The organism is Pseudomonas sp. 06C 126 (genome assembly GCF_001855215.1).
In the GTDB taxonomy this organism is placed as follows: Bacteria; Pseudomonadota; Gammaproteobacteria; order Pseudomonadales; family Pseudomonadaceae; genus Aquipseudomonas; species Aquipseudomonas proteolytica.
Window position 1 is genome coordinate 1 of sequence record NZ_MIFU01000144.1, and the last position, 2333, is coordinate 2333.

3 protein-coding genes are annotated in these 2333 nt (G+C 60.9%); all 3 read left to right on the forward strand.

The genetic code is table 11. From position 1 onward, the window contains the following. The first annotated feature begins 288 nt into the window (after positions 1-288). Positions 289-759 (forward strand): nuclear transport factor 2 family protein, encoded by a 471-nt coding sequence (locus tag BHC62_RS26175; RefSeq protein WP_070996706.1) that lies wholly within the window; start codon positions 289-291, stop codon positions 757-759. 36 nt (positions 760-795) lie between these two features. Further along, complete coding sequence (locus BHC62_RS26180; protein WP_070996708.1) at positions 796-1080, forward strand: GIY-YIG nuclease family protein; 285 nt, start codon at positions 796-798, stop codon at positions 1078-1080. Between the two features lie 81 nt (positions 1081-1161). Then, entirely contained in the window at positions 1162-2097 is a 936-nt protein-coding gene (locus BHC62_RS26185) for a glutathione S-transferase family protein (RefSeq protein WP_070996709.1), read from the forward strand. The last annotated feature ends 236 nt before the right edge of the window (positions 2098-2333 follow it).

The window sequence follows — 2333 nt, forward strand, 5'->3', positions numbered from 1 at the left end:
GCCGCATCCAAGCTTCAAATGTGTAAACGATGTCCCCGGTTTCAGATGTAAAGGATGTCTACGGTTCTACACCCCCGCTGGGCTGCGCAGCAGCCCCAAACCCAAACCCAAACCGACCGAGGTTCTTCAGGCAAACCGAGTTGGCTGGTTTTGGGCCTGCTGCGCAGTCCAGCGCGGGGCAAGCCCGCTCGCCACGACAAGCCCGCTCGTCACGACAGGCCCGCTCGCCACGGCGCGCTCGACACGGGTACAGTGCTTGGCTTGACTACCTACTTTTGGAAGCTGCCCATGAGTGATGCCCATAACGCCCTGATCGTCGAGTTCTATCGTGCCTTTGAGCGTCTGGACGCTGAAGCCATGAGCGCCTGCTACACCGACGATGTGCTGTTCAGCGATCCTGCATTTGGTGAACTGCGTGGGCGCGATGCCGGCGACATGTGGCGCATGCTCACCACCCGGGCCAAGGACTTTTCCCTGACCTTTGACCAGGTGCGCAGCGACGACACCACCGGCAGCGCCCATTGGGTGGCGACGTACCTGTTCAGCCAGACCGGCAACACCGTGGTCAACGATATCCAGGCACGCTTTGTGTTCCGCGATGGCAAGATCTGCGAGCACCACGATCACTTTGACCTGTGGCGCTGGTCGCGCCAGGCGCTCGGTACCAAGGGCCTGTTGCTGGGCTGGACGCCACTGGTACGCAACGCCGTGCGGGCACAGGCCTTGAAAGGCTTGAAAGCGTTCCAGGCCGGTCGTTGATAAGATTGGCGCTCTTTTCACTGGCCAGAATACTTTGTGAACAATTCGCCTGAACCCGCCGTGCCGAAACCCTGGTTTGTGTACCTGGTCCGTGCCGCCAATGGCTCGCTCTATTGCGGCATCAGCAATGATCCGGTGCGCCGCTTTGCGACCCATCAAAGCGGCAAAGGCGCGCGGTTCTTTCTTTCCAGCCCGGCGGTGGCGCTGGTGTATACCGAGGCCTGCGCAAGCAAGGGCGAGGCCTTGCGCCAGGAACGCTTGATAAAAAAGCTCAAGAAAAGCGCCAAGGAGTGCCTGGCGCGGGCTTATCAATCTGATTGATCGGTTCCCATCAGGCCAATGGGTAGGCCACTGCGTTTTTGCACGATAAGCTGGCGGTTCCTTCATCTGGCGGAGTCCGGAATGTCTGAGTTGATCCTGCACCACTACCCTCAATCCCCCTTCGCGGAAAAAGCCCGCCTGCTCCTGGGCTTCAAAGGGCTGTCCTGGCAATCGGTGACCATTCCCCCGGTGATGCCCAAGCCCGACCTGACGGCCCTGACCGGCGGCTACCGTAAAACCCCGGTGCTGCAGGTCGGTGCGGATATCTATTGCGACACTGCGCTGATCGCCCGCCGCCTGGAGCAGGAAAAGGCCACGCCCCCACTGTTTCCCGAAGGTCAGGAGCTGGTCAGCCAGAGCTTTGCGGCCTGGGCCGATTCGGTGGTGTTTTCCCACGCCGTGGCCCTGGTATTCCAGCCCGAATCCCTGGCCGTGAAATTTGCCAAGGTGCCGCCGCATTTGCTGCAGGTGCTGGTTGCTGACCGCAGCAAGATGTTCGGCGACGGTACCGCCACCCGCGTGCAACTGGACGTAGCCCTGCACCAGTGGCCGGCCATCATTGCGCGGCTGGAGCAACAGTTGCAGCGTCAGTCGGGGGATTTCCTGTTTGGCGAGCCGTCGATTGCCGACTTCTCCATGGCCCATCCGTTGTGGTTCCTCAAGGGCTCGTCGGTGACGTCGCCGCTGGTGGATAACTATCCGGTTGTCAGCGCCTGGCTTGCTCGGGTGCTGGGCTTTGGGCATGGCACCGCCAGCGAGATGAGTGCCAGCCAGGCACTGGAAATCGCCCGTGATAGTGCGCCTGCGGCGTTGCCGGATGAGGTGTTTGAAGATCCCAACGGGTTCAAGGTGGGCCAGCCAGTGAGCATCGCTGCGACCGACTATGGCGTCGACCCGGTGGTAGGCGAGTTGATATTTGCCGGTCGCGAAGAACTGATCCTGCGCCGCGAAGATGAGCGCGCCGGCACCGTGCATGTGCATTTCCCGCGGCTGGGGTTCGGTATCCAGCAGCTGTAGGTTGGATTAGGTGTATCTGTGGTGCAGGTTGGATATTTCAGTGGCGAGGGGGCACCCCCGTTGGGCTGCGCAGCAGCCCCAATAAGACCCGCCAAGGTTTATCAGATACACCGAGGTGGCAGGTTTTGGGGCTGCTACGCAGCCCAGCGGGGGTGTAGAACCGTAGACATCCTTTACATCTGAAACCGGGGACATCGTTTACACATTTGAAGCTTGGATGCGGCTCTTGCCGCGTC

Excerpts from the sequence above, each read along its gene's own strand:
- BHC62_RS26185 (WP_070996709.1), top strand. The coding sequence starts at position 1,162 with ATGTCTGAGTTGATCCTGCACCACTACCCTCAATCCCCCTTCGCGGAA.
- BHC62_RS26175 (WP_070996706.1), top strand. The coding sequence starts at position 289 with ATGAGTGATGCCCATAACGCCCTGATCGTCGAGTTCTATCGTGCCTTT.